Raw genomic sequence first — 16463 nt, forward strand, 5'->3', positions numbered from 1 at the left:
GTGGCAGTTCCCGATCACTGGATCCCGCACGCCCGCGAGGACGGCGAGGTGGTCGGGTGGATCGACATGCAGACGGCGACTCCGAATCTGATCCCCATCGATCGACTGGGTCGACTCCTGTCGGCGGTGTCGGAGTGGCCCGATGCGGAAGAAGCGTTGGAGCGCCGCGGCCTCCGGTTCCTCATGAACAGGTTCCGGTTCGAGGGGCGCACAGTGCGCATCCGATCTCTGGACGACCACCGCATCGTCCTGACGACCGCCGCGTCCGATGCTGTGGGGGACGTGGGCGAGGAATACATGCTGGACTTCCCCGCGGGGCCGGAGTTGGTGGAGTCGCCGTAGTTCCCACGGACGTCATCGGGAGTGGTGGATGCTGCAGCATCAGCGGGAACCGATTCGATCCGCGGGACGGCTGCTCACGGGGTCGTCTGCAACTGGCTCAGGCGGCTCGCCATACGTTCGGCATCGACCGGAAGATGCCGGCTCCGGAGGAACTGTCCGAGTGGAACGTCCGCGAGAAAATCGGTACGTATCGACGCGTCGTAGAGCACGTCGACGAGGCTGCCGAACCGATGGGCGGCGTCTCGTCCGAGGCGGTCGGGTCCCGGTACCTCGCTGATGACCCACCGAGGAAATCGGTCCGCGAGCTCGAGGAAGTCGGACGGTGCGGTGGGTCGCGCGCACAGAGCGTCGAACGTGAACCACACCAGGTCCGGACGAACAGCTCGAGCGACGACCGTACGTACCCCGATCGAGAGTGAGGCCGCGTCTCCGTCACCTGGTTCTCGCCGATCGGAGAATCGGTCCCCGGTCATCCACCGTCCCGCGGCGAACCCGCTGCGCGGTGTGTCGAGGTCCAGGGTGCGATAGTCGATCGGGCCGTCGACGTGCACGATCGCCAGTGCCTGCTCGATGCGGTGGATGGTAGGCTCGAACATGCTGTGGAACAGAGGGTTCGGAAGCAGCCGTTGCGGAGGGTAGTTCGACGTCAGGATCACTCTGACGGGCCGCCGGAACAACGCGTCGAGCAGTCGGTCGACGAAGATGCCGTCCGCCGGGTCATGGACGTGGAACTCGTCGAAGCACACCAGTTCCGCATCACCGAGCATGTGATCGAGCGCGGCGTCGAGGTCGTGAGCGCGCAGGTTCAGCTCGGCGTGCAGGTCGGTGAAGAAGCGGTGACAGTGTGTCCTCGTCGTCCGGCTGGTGCGTGCCTCCGCGAGGAAGGTGTCCATCAGCCAGCTCTTGCCCCGACCGGGCGGACCCCAGAGGTAGATCCCCTGGCCGGCCATGGTTTCGAGACGGGTTGCGGCCTCGAGCTGAGACGTGTCGAGAACAAGCCCTCGCGTCGCCGCTGCTGCGGCCAGCGTTCCCTCGGGTACGAGAGGCCCGCGCACGCGTCGTCGCCACATCGTTCGACGGTACGAAACCCGGGCCGCGCGCGATACGTGTCCTGTGCCACGCAATGGACGACTCGATGCTTCCCTCGGACAGCGTGGGGAATTTGCGGGTGCTGCAGCGCCCGTGGGAAGACTTTAGATCCACGGCAAGGCGCTGGGTCCGAGAACGCCTCGTGCCGCCGGCGGTGGACCCTAACGCGAACACGATGATCGGCGGAAAGTCGTTCGCCCTTGCGTCTCAAACTTGTGGCGGCTTCAGAACGCTTTTCCTTGGCTTATCTGCAGCCCCCCTCGGTAGAGCATTGGTATTTTGTAAGTAGCTCCAGTTTTTTCAAGAAAACCAATACTCGCTAAATAATCGATCTTCAGTTGAGAGTGTTCGCCAAGGATCGCCGACAGGCTGCTTAGGTTTTGCTCCGCTTTTCCGCCACGGAAGCCTAAGATTATCTCAGAGTATTCACCCGCTTCAGCGAGTAGCGTATCTTGGACGCGTTCCTGGCTTAATGCGTCCAGTCCAAGCTTCAAAGCCTCCGATGTAATAAGCGCTTCGCCCTCCTCGTGTAAGCGGGGCGTCCGATTTTCCGCGCGAAGTTGCGATTCCCGAGCTTTGTTGACTAGGTCGATCAAGTTTCTCGGCGGCTTAACGTTGCTATCTCCAATCCGGCTCAAGATCCAGTTCCAGGTCAAAGGTTTCCGGTCGCCGCGATCGACTTTTTCGGGGAATAGTGCATCAAAATGCGTTTCGGCATCATCGGGTCGAGCGTCCAACATTTTCAGAAAGTTCGTATTCTCAGATACGCGTTTGCTCAGCAGGTTGGAAAGATCCGCGTCGTCCCAAATTATCTCAACTTTTCTTGCGTTGATATGGGTTAAGTTCACGAACCCACCCTGGATTATCCGACCAAATAAGTCACGTCGTACGAAGATTTTTAGTTTTAATGCTTGATACTCCTGCATGTCGAGGTAGGCCCGTAGCAGTCCACGTAGAGCGGGGGTCTCAACAGCCGGGCGTCCTTGGAATGCCTCATCGAGTCTGTCGACTGCAAGCCAGATGGATATCTCTTGCTCGTCGAGTACTTTCGTTAGAGCGGACAGCGCGTGCTCAACGAGTGGGACTCCTTCTACATTCGAACTCTTCTCAAAAAAATCGACGCTAGCATCGACCTCGAACCCGACGGTTTTAACTGAAGCCGTAGCGGTTTTGATGTTAATGGATCGGCGAATAGCCTGGACAATTCTTGCGAATACGCCTTTGGGGGTATCGTCCGGTGTTCTTAATCCGTTCTTTTTTAAGACTTCCTCGATCCATCGGAGCTGCGGCGAGTATTCGTATTCGTCAAGGAGTTCTAGTAGCCAATTGCCGGCTAACGCGACGAAGTATGTCTTCCAAAGTCGTACATAGTCCGATTCTTCTAATAGATCGCCCGCTTCCAGGGTTTGGAAGACAGGCGTTCCCTTGATGTTAAATGCTGAAACTACTTCTACGTTGGCAAGTTCAGGAATGTCGGAGTAGCGTTGGCTTAAGATTCTATAGAGCGCACTCTTGCCAGTCCCTTTGTCGCCCGCAATAATGTCTGCTCTATCGTTGATAACTATATTGAATGTTTCGGTCTCGACGAAATACCGTTCCAGCAGGTCGTCGTGTTCCGCGACCGATGAGCCTAAGTCGAGAGCAGCTAGTAGATCCCGAACGAGCACGTAAGTCCTCCAATGGATTGATTCAGATGCTTGACCTGACTATATCGCCTAAACCGACGTTGGCATGACTCACCGACGCCCACTGGCAGGTCCGGCAGCACACAGTTGGTTTTAACCGGTATCAGAGGTAGTCGTCGCTGGAAGTCGGTGATGGTGCGCCAGCCAAGGGTTGGTCGCAACGGCGTGCTTAAAGCTATCTGAGTTCGGTTGCAGGCTGTTTCTAAGCGGGTGGCGAGGGCATCAAGGCGCATCGACAGACCGGCCTTCATCATTGCGCTTATCGCTGGCATCGAGCATGCCCCACTAGTCCCGCCTGAGAATCTCGAAGGTCGAACGGCGTCATGGGCAGCCTGCGTTTTACGCCGCGTCGGGACGCGAGTCCGGGTCCTGCCGCGCTGCTGCACCGTCGGGTTGACCGGTGCGGCGGACGGTGAGGTGACGATCGAACGCTAGCGCTTCGTGGACGTGGCGACGGCCAGCCGCTGGTGCAAGCGCTCGCGGACCTCGTCCGGCTCGTACTGGCGACGCTGACGCTCGTTTCGGGCGACGAGGACGCCGGACGCTGCCACGCCGACGGCGCCGGCAAGACCTGCGACCTTCAGCAGACCACGCACGGAGATCTTTCGGGATCGTGCAGCCATTCATGAAGGCTAGCGCCACGAACTAGGCTCGTCGTCGATGAGTGTCGACGGAGTGTCCTCAGTCAACCTCGCCACCGCCGTGGAGACCACGCGGACGGGCGATCTCTGGATCTTCCGTGGCCGGTCGGCGGCGGATCGTGCGATCCAGACGCTGACGAACAGCCCGGTCAATCACGTGGGAATGGCCGTGGTCCTCGACGATCTTCCGCCCTTGATGTGGCATGCCGAGTTGGGCCAGTCGTTGCCCGACATGTGGACCGGGCGGCATCAGCGTGGTGTGCAGCTGCACGATCTCCACGATGCCGTCCGCCACTGGGGTGAGCGCTACGACCAGCGGTGCTGGTTCCGGCAACTGCAGACGCCGATCACCCGCGCCCGGGAGGACGAGCTGATGCGCACGATCGCCCGCCTCGACGGAACGGCATTTCCCACGACCGCGCGACTCGCCAGTCGATGGTTCGTCGGCCGACTGCCGTCGCTGCGCCGGTCGGACGAGGACAGTGTCCGCCTCGAGACGGCGTACTGCGCCGAGGTGGTCGCGCTGACCTATGAGGCCATGGGTCTGCTCCACCCGCGCGAGTCACCCGAGCCGCTGAAACCGTTCGACCGGGTAGGACTGAAACCGCCGCGCCGACGAGCCAACTGGTACGACCCCGGCAGGTTCTGGAGCGGTGATCACCTGCCGTTGGCGGAGGGTGTCGAATTGGGGCGGGAGATCGCGGTCGTGCTCGACTAGAAGGTCCGCGACTCGTCCACCACCACGCGCCCGCCGAGCTCCACCCACCCGTCGTCGGACAGCGTGGTCGACAGCACGGAGCCTCGGCCCTGCACGATGCCCAGGTCGCGACCGAGCAGTTCGGTGACGCGGACGGCGGCCGCGCCCGTGGCTTCGTCCTCGGGGACGCCCATGTCGGGTGCGAACATGCGGGAACGGATCGCACCCCGGTCTTCGTCCACCCACGCCCAGACGTAGTGGTGACCCTCGGTGAAGTCGGACGGGTCCACGTCGAGGACCTCGGCAGGCGAAGAGACCCGATGGAACTCGAACTGCGGCGCCCACGCCGGCCGGGCCCGGACGTAGGTGACGCCGTCGGCGACTCGGACGGCAACCTCGCCCGCGGGGACGAGCAACGTCTCCACGGGCGTGCCGCGGTCGGCCAGCCATGCTGCCGTGCCCACGGTGGGGTGCCCCGCGAACGGCAGTTCGACCGCGGGCGTGTGGATGCGGAGAGCGGTGGAGTCGACAGGGCCGGTGGGAACATCGACGAACACCGTCTCGCTGTACTGCAACTCGTGCGCCACGGACTGGCGATCGGACGGGGCGACGGCGGTGGCATCGACGATGCCGAGGGGGTTGCCCCACCGACCCTGGTCGTCGGTGAACACCCGCACGACATGGACGTCGAATGGCATGGTCTTCCTCTCAGCCTGCGGTGACGGTGATGTCGTCGAACACGACCTCGGCGAGGGCGTCGGACTCCTCTACGTCCACGGTCGCGTCCAGCGACCAGCCGTGGTCGCCGTCCGGATCGTCGAGAACCTGACGCGCAGTGGTCTCCTCGCGGGTCTGGACGAACGAGAACAAGTGCGGTCCGCGGGCGGCGGGCGTCATGCCGATCTCGCCGTACTCCTCGAAGTAGGGCTCGAGCTCGTCCTGCCAGTCGACCTCGTCGCCCAGCTCCTCGAGGAGGTCCCAGCGACGACGGGACGCCAGCTCGACGCGTCGGAACAGGGCGTTGCGCACCATGATCCGGAACGCTCGGGGGTTCGCAGAGATGGGTTTCGGTGTGTCGGCTCCGTACGCGACGACGGGTGTGCCGTCCTCCTCGAACGTCGGATCGGTGAGGTTCTCCCACTCGTCGAGAAGGCTGGAGTCGACCTGGCGCACCGTTTCGCCGAGCCATTCGGTGATGTCCTGGACGTCCTCGGTGCGAGCCTCCGGTGGAACCGTCTGTCGCAGAGCGCGATACGCGTCGGCGAGGTACCGCAGGACGGACCCCTCCGAGCGGGAGAGACCGTAGTGCGAGATCAGCTCCGTGAACGTCATCGACTTCTCGATCATGTCGCGCACCACGGACTTGGGGGAGAGGCCGAACTCGGACAGCCAGGGGTGCCCACCGCGGTAGATCTCGAAGGCGGGGCCCAGAAGATCGGCCAGCGGCTTGGGCCACGTGACCTCCTCGAGCAGCTCCATACGCTCCTCGTACTCGAGACCGTCCGCCTTCATCTGCGCCACCGCCTCGCCGCGCGCCGCGTGTTGTTGGGCCATCAGGATCTGGCGGGGGTCGTCCAGGGTGGCCTCGATGACGGACACCACGTCGAGCGCGTAGGACGGCGACTCCTGGTCGAGCAGCTCGAACGACGCGAGGGCGAACGGCGACAGCGGCTGATTGAGAGCGAAATCGCGCTGCAGGTCGACGGTGAGCCGTGCGGTGCGCCCGTCCTCGTCCGGCTCGGGAAGCTGCTCGACGATGCCGGCGTCGCGTAGACCCCGGTACAACCGCACCGCCTGGAGAATGTGTCGCCGTTGGTTCGCCCTGGTCTCGTGGTTGTCCTCGAGCAGATGCCGCATCGCGTCGAAACAACTGCCCGGGCGGGCGATGACGTTGAGCAGCATCGAGTTGTTCACCGAGAACTTCGATGTCAGCGGCTCCGGGCTCGCCGCCACGAGTCGCTCGAAACTGGGCTTGCCCCAGGAGACGAAACCGTCGGGTGCTTTCTTGCGCTGAATACGTTTCAGCTTCTTGGGATCGTCGCCCGCCTTGGCGACGAGTCGGGCGTTCTCGACCTCGTGTTCGGGTGCCTGCACCATGACGGTGCCGAGCGTGTCGTAGCCGGCTCTGCCTGCGCGACCGGCGATCTGATGGAACTCGCGGGCGCGCAACTGGCGCGTGCGAACACCGTCGTACTTCGTCAGTCCGGTGAGCAGCACGGTGCGGATGGGCACGTTGATCCCGACGCCGAGAGTGTCCGTTCCGCAGATCACGGCGAGCAGACCCTCCTGCGCCAGCTTCTCGACGAGCCGCCGGTAGCGCGGCAGCATGCCCGCGTGGTGCACGCCGATGCCGTGACGGACCAAGCGGGACAGCGTCTTACCGAAACCGGTGGTGAACCGGAACCCACCGATGGCCTCGGCGATGGCCGCACGGGTCTCCTTGGAGGCGACGGTGATCGAGGTGAGCGCCTGAGCCCGTTCGAGTGCGGAGGCCTGCGTGAAGTGCACGACGTAGACAGGTGCGAGGTGCGTGGAGACGAGTTCCTCGATGGTCTCGACGACGGGTGTGAGTCGGTAGGAGAACATCAGGGGCACAGGGCGTTCGGAGCCTTCGACGACGGTGGTGACCCGTCCGGTCCGGCGGGTCAGGTCGTCGCGGAAGAAGGAGACGTCGCCGAGAGTGGCGGACATCAGCAGAAACTGGGCGTGGGGAAGTTCGATGAGCGGCACCTGCCACGCCCAGCCGCGATCGGGCTCGGAATAGTAGTGGAACTCGTCCATGATCACCTGGCCGATGGACGAGTCCGGCCCCTCCCGCAGTGCCATGTTGGCGACGATCTCCGCTGTCGCACAGATGATGGGTGCCGACGCATTGACCGAGGCGTCGCCCGTGACCATGCCGACCTTGTCCGCACCGAAGATCTCGCACAGTGCGAAGAACTTCTCGCTGACGAGCGCCTTGATCGGCGCCGTGTAGAACGATCGGATGCCGGCCGCGTACGCGGCGAAGTGAGCGGCGATGGCCACCATCGACTTTCCCGACCCGGTGGGGGTGGCGAGCACGACGTTGTTGCCGGAGACCAACTCGATGACGGCCTCGTCCTGCAGCGGATACAGCTCGAGTCCACGGTCGGAGACCCAGGTGGTGAACGCGTCGTACAGATCGTCGGCCGACGCGGAGTCAGGAACCATCTCGGTCAGCAGCATCACTACAGGTTACGTAGCCGACCTCTCGTCCGACCCCATGGCACCCAGGACCGCCTGCCTCGTCGTCGCACTGCCGGTGATGGCGTCCTCGCCGACACCGGAGACGAGCATCTGCCGCCATCGCTGTTCGTCGAACTTCAGCGGCATCGTCGTCCCGAGGAAGTTCTCCAGGACCTCGAGGAAGCGCATCGGATCGTCGCGGTACGGGAAGTGGCCCGCGCCGGCGAAGACGTCGAGGCGGGAGCCGGGCATCGCGGCGTGCGCGAGCGTCGCGTGGGCGATGGGGATGACCGTGTCCTGATCACCCCAGATGAGTTGCACGGGCAGGTTCTCGGTCAGGTAACACCGGTCGAGCATGGTGACCACCTGCCCGCGCCAGTCGACGACGGCCCGCAGCGTGCGCAGGTAGGCGTCGTAGGCGGTGGAGTCGAGGAGGTTGCCGAGAACGCGGACCAGATCGGGTGTGTCGTGCAGGACGGCCCCGGGGTGCAGAGGAGTGCCGTCCAACTGGTCGATCGCAGCGCCCGCCATGCGCAGCATGCGCATGGCGCCGGGCAGGCGCAGCAACTTGAACGCCTCGTTGACGATGGGCGTGGACATGAGTCGCAGCGCCGGGTGGACGTCTTTGGTGACACCGCCCGCCGAGACGAGGACGAGGCGCTCGACCATGTCCGGATACTGGTAGGCGAACTGCATGGCCACACCGCCGCCGAGCGAGTGGCCCACCACGGACACCGCGTCGATGTTGAGGGTGACGAGCAGATCGCGGATGCCGTTCGCGTATGCGGCCACCGAGTAGTCGGCACGAGGCTTGTCGCTCAGTCCGTGGCCGAGCAGGTCCGGCGCGATGACGGTGTACTTCGACGCGAGATGGGGGAGCACGTCGAGCCAGGTCTCGGAGCTGTCACCGATGCCGTGGATCAGCAGCAGTACCGGTCCGTCTCCCGCCATCCGGAAGGCACGTCGATAACCGTGCACCGTGCGGAAGTGCAGCCGCGGTTCCGCGTCGGGAACCGGACGCAGGGCGCGGCGGCGTGTGTCGGACATCCCGGCCCCTCTCGATCGGCGGCACCGTGTGTGTCGCCGACCGAGCGTAAACCGGGATCGTCACCGTTCACACAGCCGTCGGGTTACGGCTGGGTAAGAACTCGTGACGTCAGGAGCGGTCTGTTCCGTCCTCGGGACCCTCGGGCGACGGCTCGTCCTCGACGAACTCGGTCTGCTCCGCGAGGAACTTCTCGAACTCGGCACCCAGTTCGTCGCCGCTGGGCAGTTCCTCGTCCGCGGCGAGGAGCGTCGACTGCTGCTCCTGCGCCGTGACGAAGGTGTCGTACTGACGCTCGAGTGCCTGGACCACGGACTGGACCTCCGGGTTGCCCTCGACGTGCTGGTCGACCTGCTCGCGCACCCGTGCCGCAGATTCCGTCAGTGCGTTCAACGGAATGGTCAGCTTCGACGATTCAGCTACCAGTTCGAGCAGCGTCTCCGCCGCGCTCGGGTACGCCGTCTGTGCCAGGTAGTGCGGCACGTGCACCGAGAAGCCCATCGATTCGTGGCCGTGCTGAGCCATGCGGTACTCGAGCAGGGACGAGGCGCTGGCCGGCACCTGCAGCTCACCCGACCACTTGTGGTGCTCGCCCACCAGGTCGGTGTCGCTGGAGTGGGCGGTGACGCCCAGCGGCCGGGTGTGCGGCACCGCCATGGGAATGGAGTTGAGGCCGATGGTGCGGCGTACTCCGAGCTGCTCCGACAGCAGACGCACCGCGGCGGTGAACTTCTCCCACTTCAGGTCGGGTTCGAGACCTGCCAGCAGCAGGAACGGGGTGCCCACGGCGTCCTGCACCGCGTAGAGATTGAGGTGCGGCTCGTCGTAGTCGGAGAAGTGGTCGGCGGAGAACGTCATCATGGGGCGACGTGAGCGGTAGTCGAGCAGCTCGTCGACGTCGAAGGACGCCACCAGTTCGGTCTCCAGGGTCTCTCGCAGATGCGTGGTGGCCAGCTTGACCGCGTGACCTGCGTCGGAGAAACCCTCGAGGCCGTGGACCAGCACCGGACCCACGCCGTCCTCGGACGACACTCGGGGCGCTGGAAACTCCAGCTCGTACATTCTCGACTTCTCGTCCATGCCGGTGTCCTTCCTCGTCGCCGTGCGTGTCCTGCCGGGGCACCACTGTGCGGTTACCCCATTTTCCCACAGCGACCCTGCGCGACCGGGCTTCACCCGTTTCTCCTCCCAACGACGGCGGGGACCCCGACATTCCCCGCCGTCGCCGGTCAGCGCGTGAAAGCCTCCAGAGCCCGGATCTTGTTGGCGACGTCCAGCGCCGCGACCTTGTACGCCTCGGACATGGTCGGATAGTTGAAGACGGCGTCGACCAGATAGTCGACCGTGCCCCCGCACCCCATGACCGCCTGGCCGATGTGCACGAGGTCGGTCGCGCCGGAACCGAAGATGTGCACGCCGAGAACCCGACGGTCGACGGTGGACACGATCAGTTTCAGCATCCCGTGGGAGTCTCCCGCGATCTGTCCACGCGCGAGTTCGCGGTAGCGGGACACGCCCACCTCGTAGGGAACGGAGTTCTTCGTCAGTTCCACCTCGGTCGCGCCGACGTAGGACACCTCCGGGATGGAGTAGATGCCGATGGGCTGAAGGTCGGTGAGCTTGTTCCCCGGCTCGCCGAAGGCGTGATAAGCGGCCAGTCGGCCCTGATCCATCGACGTCGCGGCCAACGCGGGGAATCCGATGACATCACCGACCGCGTAGATCGTGTCCACCTTGGTCTGAAAGTCGTCGTCGACGTCGATCCGTCCTCGGGCGTCCGCCTCGAGTCCGGCCTTCTCCAGATCCAGCCCGTCGGTCATGCCCTGACGTCCGGCCGAGTACATCACCGTCTCGGCCGGGATCTTCTTCCCGCTCGCCAGCGTGGTCACCGTTCCCGACGGACCCACGTCGACGGCCGTGACCGCCTCGCCGAAGCGGAACGTGACCGCGAGGTCGCGCAGGTGGAACTGCAGCGACTCGACGATCTCACGGTCACAGAAGTCGAGCATGGTGTCGCGCTTCTCGACCACGGTCACCTTGCATCCGAGCGCCGCGAACATGGAGGCGTACTCGATCCCGATGACGCCGGCTCCGACCACCACCATCGACGACGGGATGAACTGCAGATCCAGAATGCCGTCGGAGTCCAGCACGCGGTAGTTGTCGAACTCGACGTCGTCGGGACGGGCAGGCGCCGTCCCGGTGGCGATCACGACGTTCCGCGCACCGACCGTGATGCGCTCGCCGCGGCTGCGGTCGTCCACCGCGATGGTGTGCGCGTCGAGGAACCTGCCCTCGCCGGTGATCATCTCTATTCGGTTGCGCAGTAATTGCGATCGGACGACCTCGACCTCCTTGCCGATCACGTGGGACGTCCGGGCCAGCAGATCCGACGGCGTGATGTTCGCCTTGACGCGATAGCTCGCTCCGTAGAGCTCGCGTTGATTGAGGCCTGTCAGATAGAGAACCGCCTCGCGCAGCGTCTTCGACGGGATGGTGCCCGTGTTGACGCACACGCCGCCGAGCATGCTGCCCTTCTCGATGATGGCGACGCGCTTGCCCAGTTTCGCCGCCGCGATCGCGGCCTTCTGCCCTCCCGGTCCGGAACCGATGACTACCAGGTCGTATTCGAGTTGGTCCGACATGCCCCAACAAGTAGTCCCGTCAGGAGAATCCGGTGTGCCGTGCGTGTCACGACTGGGTGAACACCTCTCCGATGCAGCAGTTCGCACCTGTGCATCGTTAGGGTGACGGTGAAGTTCGCAGCACCCGGCAGTACCGACAGATGGAGGCAAGAAATGCCACAGCAGGTCCGCGGCGTCGTCGCTCGGAGCAAGGGTGCTCCGGTGTCCCTCGAGACGATCGTCATCCCCGATCCGGGCTCCAACGACGTGGTCGTGCGGGTGCAGGCCTGCGGCGTCTGCCACACCGACCTGCACTACCGCGAGGGTGGCATCAACGACGAGTTCCCGTTCCTGCTCGGCCACGAGGCGGCCGGCATCGTGGAGACGGTCGGCGACGCGGTCACCCACGTCGAGGTCGGCGACTTCGTGGTGCTCAACTGGCGCGCCGTGTGCGGTCAGTGTCGTGCCTGCAAGCGCGGTGAGCCCTGGTACTGCTTCGACACGCACAACGCCTCGCAGAAGATGACACTCGAAGACGGCACGGAACTCTCGCCCGCACTGGGCATCGGCGCCTTCGCCGACAAGACCCTCGTGCACGAGGGCCAGTGCACCAAGGTCGATCCCTCCGCCGACCCCGCCGTCGTCGGACTGCTCGGCTGCGGCGTCATGGCAGGCCTCGGCGCGGCGATGAACACCGGCAACGTCGGTCGCGGCGACTCGGTCGCAGTGATCGGCTGCGGTGGTGTCGGTGACGCCGCCATCGCCGGTGCCCGGCTGGCAGGAGCGGGCACGATCATCGCGGTGGACCGCGACAAGGGCAAGCTCGAGTGGGCGACGGGCCTGGGTGCCACGCACACCGTCGACGCCTCCGACGTGGACGCGGTCGAGGCCATCCAGGAGTTGACGGGCGGCTTCGGTGCCGACGTGGTCATCGACGCCGTCGGACGTCCCGAGACGTGGAAGCAGGCCTTCTACGCCCGCGACCTGGCCGGCACCGTCGTCCTGGTCGGTGTCCCGACGCCGGACATGACGCTCGAGATGCCGTTGATCGACTTCTTCAGTCGCGGCGGTTCACTCAAGTCCTCCTGGTACGGCGACTGCCTTCCCGAGCGCGACTTCCCGATGCTGGTCGACCTGTACCAGCAGGGTCGTCTGCCGCTGGAGAAGTTCGTGACCGAGCGCATCGCGCTGGACGACGTCGAGGCGGCGTTCGACACCATGGCCAAGGGTCAGGTCCTGCGTTCGGTGGTGGTCCTGTGACCACGCCTTCCGGCTTCCGTGTCGAGAAGGTCGTCACCTCGGGCACGTTCGAGCTCGACGGCGGATCCTGGGCCGTCGACAACAACATCTGGATCGTCGGCGACGACTCCGAGGTGGTGATCGTCGACGCGGCGCACGACGCGGCCCCGATCATCGACGCGGTCGGTGGCCGGAAGGTCGTCGCCGTGGTGTGCACCCACGGACACAACGACCACGTGACGGTCGCGCCCGAGCTCGCGGAGCGGCTCGACGCACCGATCCTGCTGCACCCGGCAGACGACGTGCTCTGGGAACAGACGCACCCGGGACTGGCTCACCGTGATCTGGCGGACGGGGACCGGATCTCGGTGGCCGGCACCGAGATCGAGGTCCTGCACACGCCGGGTCACTCACCGGGATCGAGTTGCCTGTACCTCCCCGAGGCCGGTCAGCTCTTCAGCGGCGACACGTTGTTCTCCGGCGGGCCCGGTGCCACCGGGCGGTCCTACTCGGACTTCCCGACGATCATCGGCAGCATCCGGGAACGACTGTTCGCCCTGTCACCGGAGACGGTGGTCAACACCGGACACGGGGACGGGACGTCCATCGGCGACGAATCGCCCCATCTCGAGGAATGGATCGCACGCGGATCCTGAGCCGAGTGCCGGGTAACGAACCGGACACCCCTCGGTGTGGCCCGCGGGCGGGCGGGCGCCGGTGTGGCAGCGTCGAGGCCACGCACGGTCACCGGACGCCCGGGGACCTCACCGACAGGGGAGACATGCAGACGCGAGCGACGAGTACCGGTGCCACCAGCAGAGTGTCCGCGGTGCGTGCCGGTGCGCTCGTCGCCCTCGCCGCCGCCGTGCTGGCGGGATGCGGTGGCTCCACGGTGAGCGGGACGCCGGAGGCCGGCGGTCCGCCGCCCTCCGCCGCGCCGTCCAGTGCACCCGGCTCGTCGTCGTCGACCACCACCACACCGTCGAGCTCTTCGTCCAGCACCTCGGCGAGTCCCGACGCGGCGGGATCGCTGTCGGCCCTGCTCCTCGATCCCAGCACCTTCACGGCGCCGTACCAGGCCGTGGTGTTGCCCCCGCAGGCCGTGGCGCAGGCGGCTCAGGACCTCGACGGCATCGCGGCCGACGCGTCCGTCGAACCGACGGGATGCAAGCCCGAGGCACGATCGTCCGATCCCGACTCGACGGCACTGCTCGTCGCGACCGATCCCGACGACCGGGCCACCATCTCCATCGAGTTGTCGCGGGTGGACACGACGCTGGAGGATCGGAAGGCACTCTGGGAGCAGTGCTCCGAGGTCGAGGCCACCTCAGCCGGTGTGACGAGCCTGGTGACCACCGACATCGTCCCGCCCCCGCCCATCGGTGCCGACGACACCCTCGCGCTACGTCGTACCGTCACCTCCGGTGGCCAGGCGGGCGAGGTCACGCAGTCCATGCTGTCGCTGCTCGCCCAGGTCGACGACGTCCGCGTCACGGCGACGTACATGTCCTTCGGGGAACTGACGCCCGACTCCGCCACGCTCGACCGCACGTTCACCGCCGCGGTGCAGAAGGTCAAGGCCGGGGGATAGCCCATGTCATGGGCAGTGCCCGAGCTGTTCCGGGTCCTCGACCTCACGGGTGTCTTCGCCAACGCCCTTCTCGGCGGCGCCGTCGCTCGGGCCTTCCGCTTCGACCTGGTCGGCTTCTCGGTTCTCGCCATCGTGTCGGGGCTCGGCGGCGGCATCATCCGCGACACGCTGCTCCAGGCCGGGCCGCCCGTCGCACTCACCGACTACCGCTATCTGACGGTGGCGCTGATCGGTGCCGTCGTCGCGTTCGCCGTGCGCTTCGAAGGGCGTGGGTGGGACCGCGTCTTCCCCTACGTCGACGCGCTGGCACTCGGTTGTTGGGCCGCGGCGGGAGCGCAGAAGACCCTGGGCGTCGGGCTCGGGTGGCTCCCGGCCATCGGGCTCGGCGCCGTCACCGCGGTGGGCGGCGGTGCGATCCGCGACGTCGCGGTGGGGCGCATCCCCACCATCTTCGGTGGCAACACGCTCTACGCGTCGTGCGCCCTGATCGCGAGCGCCACCCTCGTGGTGATGCAGGCTGCAGGGCAACCGACGATAGCTCTGATCGCCGCGACCGTGGTCGGCGCGGCCCTGTGTCTCCTCGCGCGCCGTCGCGGCTGGATGTTGCCGGAGGAAGTGGTGTGGCGCCGTCCGCGGCGCCGACGAGGCCGGTGAGTCAGGGGCTGTCGACGAGGACGGTCATGGGCCCGTCGTTCACCGACTGCACCGCCATGTGTGCGCCGAACACACCTGTCGCGACCGTGATGCCGCGCGCACGGAGCGACGCCACCACCGCATCGACCAGCGGTTCTGCGATGTCGCCCGACGCCGCACCGTTCCACGACGGCCGACGGCCCTTGCGCGTGTCCCCGTACAGCGTAAACTGGGACACCACGAGGACCTCGGCTGCGTCGGGATCGTCCGAGACGGATCGTTCGTCCGGCAGGATGCGGAGATCCGCGATCGTGCGGGCGACGTATTCGACGTCCGCGCCGCCGTCCGACGGTGACACCCCGACGAGGGCCAGGAGTCCGGCGCCGATACGTCCGACCTCCACGCCGTCGACTCGAACGGTCGCTTCGCTCACTCGCTGAATCACTGCGCGCACGGTTGCCTCTCGTCGTCTCCTGACGAGTGTGGCAGCCGCGCGAGCGTCCATCCCCGGGCGCGGGCCGATCCACAGGCCGTTTCATCGGCCCAGGTCGACCCCGGAGGACCTGTCGGCCGCACGCGGACAGTCCTCCTCATGACTCGACGCCCGTACCCCGTTCCCCGCCATCGATCCCCGTCGTCCACGACGGCGGACCACCCCGTCGTGACGTCGGTGGGCGACCTCATCGCCGCCGTTCCGGCTCTGCTCGGCTTCGTGCCGGCGCGGTCCATCGTGCTCATCTGCCTCAGCACCGGCAGCCCCACCGTCGTGGAGATGTGCATGCGGCAGGACCTCTCCGACCGGCTCGACTCACCCGAGCTCGCCGACGTGATCGAGCGGTGCGGCGAGGTCTGCACGAGAGAGGGTCTGGACGCGGTCGTCGCGGTGCTGATCACCGGGTCGAAGTTCACGATGCCGTACGAGGTGGTGGCCGATGCGCTGCGGGACACACTCGACCCGCGCGGGATCGACCTGTTCGGTGTGCACCACGTGTCCCACCTGGCGGTCGGTCAGCGGTGGCGCAGCCTGGGTGGTGATCCGCGGTGCGGCACGCTGCCCGATCCCGGATCGTCGCAGGTCGCGGCGTCCCGCGTGATGGCGGGACGGCAGATCCGCACGTCCCGGTCGGAGATCGCGCTGCTGCTGCAACCCGTTCCGGAGTCGGAGTGCGAACGGTTCCGCAACAGCCGACTGCGGGTCGAGCTGGAGGACGGGCCGGTCGGCCACTCGGACCTGCTGGCGGACACGGTCGTCTTCCTCGAGGCACTGCACGCCTCCGACGAGCTCGACCACCTGACGGCGGCGCGCATCATGGTGGCGATCAGCACGATCGCGGTGCGGGACGCCGTTCTCGGCCTCGCGACGACCGCGCTGGGACCCACGGCCGAGGCGGTGTGGGTCGAGCTGACGCGGCGGGTCAGCGGACCGGACCGAGCGCACCCCGCGACGATGCTGGGGGCGTGGGCGTACCTGCGCGGAGACGGACCGCTCGCCGGGGTGGCGCTGCAGACGGCGTTGACCGCGGATCCGGAGTACCACTTCGCGCAACTGCTGGACACGGCTCTGCAGAACGGTGTGCGACCCACCGTGGTGCGTGAGCTCGTGCTGTCCGCGCGGTCACTGGCGGAGGATCTGGGGGTCGAGCTGCCGCCGGACGCGGTGTGAGGCCCGG

The 16463-nt window shown here is 66.1% G+C and carries 16 protein-coding genes; 7 read left to right on the top strand and 9 right to left on the bottom strand.

Going from position 1 to position 16463, the window contains the following annotated elements:
* Positions 1–342, top strand: a complete 342-nt coding sequence (locus OHB23_RS13815; protein ID WP_328809726.1) for a hypothetical protein — start codon at positions 1–3, stop codon at positions 340–342.
* 74 nt (positions 343–416) lie between these two features.
* On the opposite strand, the gene zapE is transcribed toward OHB23_RS13815, so the two are convergent.
* From zapE to OHB23_RS13830, 3 genes are all read right to left on the bottom strand, one after another.
* Positions 417–1412, bottom strand: a complete 996-nt coding sequence (gene zapE, locus OHB23_RS13820; RefSeq protein ID WP_328809727.1) for a cell division protein ZapE — start codon at positions 1410–1412, stop codon at positions 417–419.
* Positions 1413–1655: 243 nt separating this feature from the next.
* Positions 1656–3098 carry a P-loop ATPase, Sll1717 family gene (locus OHB23_RS13825; protein ID WP_328809728.1) on the bottom strand — a complete coding sequence of 481 codons (1443 nt, stop codon included), beginning with the start codon at positions 3096–3098 and terminating at the stop codon, positions 1656–1658.
* 449 nt (positions 3099–3547) lie between these two features.
* Complete coding sequence (locus OHB23_RS13830) at positions 3548–3739, bottom strand: hypothetical protein (protein WP_037185345.1); 192 nt, start codon at positions 3737–3739, stop codon at positions 3548–3550.
* Between the two features lie 37 nt (positions 3740–3776).
* Here OHB23_RS13830 and OHB23_RS13835 point away from each other — a divergent pair, with 37 nt between their 5' ends.
* Positions 3777–4475 (top strand): hypothetical protein, encoded by a 699-nt coding sequence (locus OHB23_RS13835; RefSeq protein ID WP_328809729.1) that lies wholly within the window; start codon positions 3777–3779, stop codon positions 4473–4475.
* Here the strand turns inward: OHB23_RS13835 and OHB23_RS13840 are convergent.
* The 5 genes from OHB23_RS13840 to sthA form a co-directional block, all read right to left on the bottom strand.
* Positions 4472–5152, bottom strand: a complete 681-nt coding sequence (locus OHB23_RS13840; RefSeq protein ID WP_328809730.1) for a PhzF family phenazine biosynthesis protein — start codon at positions 5150–5152, stop codon at positions 4472–4474. The two genes, OHB23_RS13835 and OHB23_RS13840, sit on opposite strands and share 4 nt — an antisense overlap.
* Before the next feature lie 10 nt (positions 5153–5162).
* Positions 5163–7661 carry a DEAD/DEAH box helicase gene (locus OHB23_RS13845; RefSeq protein WP_204867689.1) on the bottom strand — a complete coding sequence of 833 codons (2499 nt, stop codon included), beginning with the start codon at positions 7659–7661 and terminating at the stop codon, positions 5163–5165.
* Positions 7662–7670: 9 nt separating this feature from the next.
* Positions 7671–8708 (bottom strand): alpha/beta fold hydrolase, encoded by a 1038-nt coding sequence (locus OHB23_RS13850; RefSeq protein ID WP_027505158.1) that lies wholly within the window; start codon positions 8706–8708, stop codon positions 7671–7673.
* Between the two features lie 109 nt (positions 8709–8817).
* On the bottom strand, positions 8818–9786 hold the full coding sequence (locus OHB23_RS13855) for a proteasome assembly chaperone family protein (RefSeq protein WP_328809731.1): 969 nt from the start codon (positions 9784–9786) through the stop codon (positions 8818–8820).
* A 149-nt stretch (positions 9787–9935) separates the two neighbouring features.
* Positions 9936–11351 (bottom strand): Si-specific NAD(P)(+) transhydrogenase, encoded by a 1416-nt coding sequence (sthA, locus tag OHB23_RS13860; protein ID WP_027505160.1) that lies wholly within the window; start codon positions 11349–11351, stop codon positions 9936–9938.
* Between the two features lie 153 nt (positions 11352–11504).
* Here sthA and OHB23_RS13865 point away from each other — a divergent pair, with 153 nt between their 5' ends.
* From OHB23_RS13865 to OHB23_RS13880, 4 genes are all read left to right on the top strand, one after another.
* Positions 11505–12590 carry an S-(hydroxymethyl)mycothiol dehydrogenase gene (locus tag OHB23_RS13865; RefSeq protein WP_027505161.1) on the top strand — a complete coding sequence of 362 codons (1086 nt, stop codon included), beginning with the start codon at positions 11505–11507 and terminating at the stop codon, positions 12588–12590.
* On the top strand, positions 12587–13225 hold the full coding sequence (locus OHB23_RS13870; RefSeq protein ID WP_328809732.1) for an MBL fold metallo-hydrolase: 639 nt from the start codon (positions 12587–12589) through the stop codon (positions 13223–13225). The genes OHB23_RS13865 and OHB23_RS13870 overlap by 4 nt, the downstream gene beginning before the upstream one ends.
* Before the next feature lie 125 nt (positions 13226–13350).
* Positions 13351–14160, top strand: coding sequence for a sensor domain-containing protein (locus OHB23_RS13875; protein ID WP_307108805.1), 810 nt, complete (start codon positions 13351–13353; stop codon positions 14158–14160).
* Between the two features lie 3 nt (positions 14161–14163).
* The gene (locus tag OHB23_RS13880) at positions 14164–14814 is read left to right on the top strand and encodes a trimeric intracellular cation channel family protein (protein ID WP_328809733.1); all 651 of its coding nucleotides are present in this window, start codon (positions 14164–14166) and stop codon (positions 14812–14814) included.
* A 1-nt stretch (position 14815) separates the two neighbouring features.
* On the opposite strand, the gene dtd is transcribed toward OHB23_RS13880, so the two are convergent.
* A complete protein-coding gene (gene dtd, locus OHB23_RS13885; RefSeq protein WP_328809734.1) occupies positions 14816–15247 on the bottom strand; it encodes a D-aminoacyl-tRNA deacylase in 432 nt (143 codons plus the stop codon).
* Positions 15248–15385: 138 nt separating this feature from the next.
* Here dtd and OHB23_RS13890 point away from each other — a divergent pair, with 138 nt between their 5' ends.
* Positions 15386–16456: a DUF4192 domain-containing protein gene (locus tag OHB23_RS13890; RefSeq protein WP_328809735.1), complete on the top strand. Its 1071-nt coding sequence runs from the start codon at positions 15386–15388 to the stop codon at positions 16454–16456.
* The last annotated feature ends 7 nt before the right edge of the window (positions 16457–16463 follow it).

The sequence above is a fragment of the Rhodococcus sp. NBC_00294 genome (assembly GCF_036163995.1).
In the GTDB taxonomy this organism is placed as follows: Bacteria; Actinomycetota; Actinomycetes; order Mycobacteriales; family Mycobacteriaceae; genus Rhodococcoides.

Bases quoted from the DNA above. Each gene is read 5' to 3' on its own strand.
- OHB23_RS13845 (WP_204867689.1), bottom strand. From the start codon at position 7,661: ATGCTGCTGACCGAGATGGTTCCTGACTCCGCGTCGGCCGACGATCTG.
- OHB23_RS13865 (WP_027505161.1), top strand. From the start codon at position 11,505: ATGCCACAGCAGGTCCGCGGCGTCGTCGCTCGGAGCAAGGGTGCTCCG.
- OHB23_RS13890 (WP_328809735.1), top strand. From the start codon at position 15,386: ATGACTCGACGCCCGTACCCCGTTCCCCGCCATCGATCCCCGTCGTCC.
- OHB23_RS13880 (WP_328809733.1), top strand. From the start codon at position 14,164: ATGTCATGGGCAGTGCCCGAGCTGTTCCGGGTCCTCGACCTCACGGGT.
- OHB23_RS13875 (WP_307108805.1), top strand. From the start codon at position 13,351: ATGCAGACGCGAGCGACGAGTACCGGTGCCACCAGCAGAGTGTCCGCG.
- OHB23_RS13830 (WP_037185345.1), bottom strand. From the start codon at position 3,739: ATGGCTGCACGATCCCGAAAGATCTCCGTGCGTGGTCTGCTGAAGGTC.
- OHB23_RS13855 (WP_328809731.1), bottom strand. From the start codon at position 9,786: ATGGACGAGAAGTCGAGAATGTACGAGCTGGAGTTTCCAGCGCCCCGA.
- zapE (WP_328809727.1), bottom strand. From the start codon at position 1,412: ATGTGGCGACGACGCGTGCGCGGGCCTCTCGTACCCGAGGGAACGCTG.
- OHB23_RS13835 (WP_328809729.1), top strand. From the start codon at position 3,777: ATGAGTGTCGACGGAGTGTCCTCAGTCAACCTCGCCACCGCCGTGGAG.
- OHB23_RS13850 (WP_027505158.1), bottom strand. From the start codon at position 8,708: ATGTCCGACACACGCCGCCGCGCCCTGCGTCCGGTTCCCGACGCGGAA.
- OHB23_RS13840 (WP_328809730.1), bottom strand. From the start codon at position 5,152: ATGCCATTCGACGTCCATGTCGTGCGGGTGTTCACCGACGACCAGGGT.
- sthA (WP_027505160.1), bottom strand. From the start codon at position 11,351: ATGTCGGACCAACTCGAATACGACCTGGTAGTCATCGGTTCCGGACCG.